Source organism: Streptomyces sp. NPDC047974 (genome assembly GCF_040653375.1).
In the GTDB taxonomy this organism is placed as follows: domain Bacteria; phylum Actinomycetota; class Actinomycetes; order Streptomycetales; family Streptomycetaceae; genus Streptomyces.
Genome location: NZ_JBEZNU010000088.1, coordinates 1 through 2,910, shown reverse-complemented (window position 1 = coordinate 2,910; position 2,910 = coordinate 1). Strand labels below are relative to the sequence as shown.

The 2,910-nt window shown below is 66.0% G+C and carries 1 protein-coding gene and 1 pseudogene; both read right to left on the bottom strand.

Annotated elements, in window-relative coordinates; translation table 11 throughout:
* Positions 1-2,287, bottom strand: a pseudogene (locus AB0E19_RS38340) (hypothetical protein); the annotation flags it as partial.
* Positions 2,288-2,340: 53 nt separating this feature from the next.
* On the bottom strand, positions 2,341-2,910 hold a 570-nt coding region (locus AB0E19_RS38335), incomplete at its 5' end, for a FecR domain-containing protein (RefSeq protein WP_362189782.1).

The window sequence follows — 2,910 nt, the reverse complement described above, 5'->3', positions numbered from 1 at the left end:
GGCCCGTGGTGCTGGTTGCTCCGAACTGCAGGCGGCGCAGGGGGCGCACGGTGAGGCTGATGATCTGCGTCTCGCTGCGGCCGTCGTTGCTCCAGGTTTCGTAGTGGGTGGCCAGTGAAGGGTCATCCGCGCGTTCGTCCTGTACCCGGCTGCTGGAACGCACGACCTGGTCACGCCCCTTGCGGCTGACGACCTTGCCGAGGAACTCCCAGCCCTTCCATTGCTGCTTGACGCCCAGCGTCAGCTCATCGTCGTAGGCGATTCTCAGGCGATCGAAATGCAGGCCGTTGGCGGTCTGCGTGCCTGCGGTCCACTCGCTGTCGAGGGTGGGGCGGCGCTGGTTCCTGTATTGCAGCCGATCAAGGCCATCGCGCAGCCGCCACGTGGCCGCGTTGCGGCCGTAATAACGGTTGGCACCCGCGATCAGCTGGGTGTCGCCGGCGGCGTCGAGATCCAGTGACATCGCCAGGCGCGGTGCGACCGTGGTGTGCCGCATGTAGCTGTCATGGTCGATGCGCAGGCCGGGGCGCAACGACAGGCGCCCCGCGCGGATGTTGTCTTCGGCGTAGGCGCTCCAGCTGTCGATCTGGAAGTCTAGCCGGCCGCGCGTGTAATAGGTGCGGTTGGTGAAGAACTGTCCGGGCCAGTTGCTGGTGTTGGTGCGGCCGGTGCGGGTCAGGCCCATCCAGCAGGTCTGAGTGTCGGTGATGCCGGCCTTGTTGGTACAGCTGGTGGTGCGCGCCGGCGAGACATAGATGTAGGTGTCGTCCAGGCGCTCGTAGTCGACATCCTGGTGCTGGTACTGGACGCCTGCCGCGAAACGATGCTCCATGCCCAGCCAGCGCTGCGGTGCCAGTATCAGATCGGCACGGTACTGGAGCGTCTTCTGTGCCTGGTCAATATCGCCGAATTCACCTTCCAGCGAGCTGCCAGCGGTTCCCCAGTCCTTGCCCTCGGCCCAGTGCCAGCTCATGTAGTCCGCAGACTGTGGATGGCGGGACTGCTCGGTAGAACTCCAGCCCACCTGCTGGGTCAGATTGCCCCATTGCGGCGACCACGTCGCCTTGAGCATCGCCTGGCGGCCACCGCCAATGATGTCGATGCCGGCACCGGGGACGTTGGAGCGGAAGTAGTGGGATTCCTCCGGCGCACGGGTAAAGCTTGCCTCGATGTCGAGGGTGTCGCTCGCTTCCCAGACCGCCTTGACGAACAGATTGTCGATGCTGCGCCGCTGGATCTGTTTCTCCGGATGCGCGTCGTCGACCAGGTGCGACTGCAGGTTGTAGGTGGGAATGGTCGAGCGCTTGCGGGTGAAACTGGCCAGGACGCCGATGCGGTCGGTCAGATAGCCTTCCAGATCAGCGCGCGTGGTTGTCTTCTTGAATTCCGGCTGCCCGTCGTTCGCGCCGGACGCCTTCTGGTAGCTGTCTGCGACGGTGGAGTCCAGGTGGTAGCGTGTCCACGAAGATCGCGAGGACTGGGTGGACAGGCGGCCGCTGAAGGCGCGCGATGGTCGTCGGGTGCTGGCTTCGACCACGCCGCCGTTGAATCCACCATAGGCGGCCGAAACGTTGCTGTCATGCACGGTGATGCCTTCCAGCAGGCTGCTGTCCAGTGCCAGCGCCTGCGAGCCGCCTGGAACGGAGAACAGCCGGTATACCTCCGGATCCGCACCCGGGTCGATGTCGTTGTTGAAATTCATGCCATCGACGATGAACGCGTTCTGATAGAACTTCGCACCATTGATGCTGATTTCCGCAGGACGGATTTCGCCGGGGCTGAAGCTGCCCTGGTCGGCATTGTCGAACTGCACGGCGGGATGGATGCGCAGCAGCCGGGTGATGTCACCGTTGCCGGCGGCCTGCGCCGCGACGTAGCTGCGGTCCAGTTGCAGGCTGCCTCCGAAGGTCGAACCGGTGTCCTGCCCCGGCACGTGCAGGGTACTGGTGCGTCGTGCGCCTGCCGACACCTGCGCACGCTGCAAGGTGTAGCTGCCATCGGCGCGCCGCACCGCGCGCAGCCCGCTGCCGTGCAGCAGTGCGTCGAACCCTGCGTCCACGTCCAGCCCTATGGTAATCGATGGAGCCTGGCGGCCACGGGTCAGCGCGGGGTCGAAGGACAGGGCCACGCCATGCTCGGCGGCGAACGCGCCCAGTGCACTGCCCAGCGAGACGGTGCTGCGCTGGACGTGCAGGGATTCATCGGGCGGTGATTGAGCCAGCGCGGGTGTGGCGGCGAGCGCGGAGGCGAGGAGGCTCAGTCGAAGCCGGGGCAGGTTCACGGTCATGGGGAGGAAAGTGAGGGGTTCATACCCTCTGCCACGCGACGCTCGGAAAAGTGTCAGCCGCGATGTCCCGCAGCCGACACGTGGATCCATAGCCCCTGCTCGATCCGCAGCTCATGGGTGGCGGCAAGCATCGACAGGCTGCGTTGTAGGTCGTCCAGCGGGAATGCGCCGGACACCGGCAGGCCGGCGACGCGCGGATCCACGCGCAGCCAGCGGTGCTGATAGCGCCCCAGCTCCTGCAAAACCTGCTGCAGCGGCATTGCATCGGCGACCAGCATGCCCCGGACCCACGCGTCAGCGCCGGGTAACGCAGGTACGGGCAGTGGCAGCCGGGTCAGGTTCCAGCACAGCTGCTGCCCGGCGTCGACCTCGCGCTGTTGACCCGGTATGGAGATCCGCACCGCGCCGTGCTGGACCACCAGCAGGGCATCGTCCCCGAACAGGCGCACGCAGAAACGGGTGCCAAGTGCCTGCAGCGTGCCGTAGGGGGTCGTAACCCGGAACGGCCTCGCCGGGCGTTGTGGATCAGCGGCTGTCTCCACCAGCATCTGCCCATGCCGCAGCCGCAGAAGGCGCGCATGCGTATCGAATGCGACGTCGACCGCAGTGCCGGTATCCAGCTG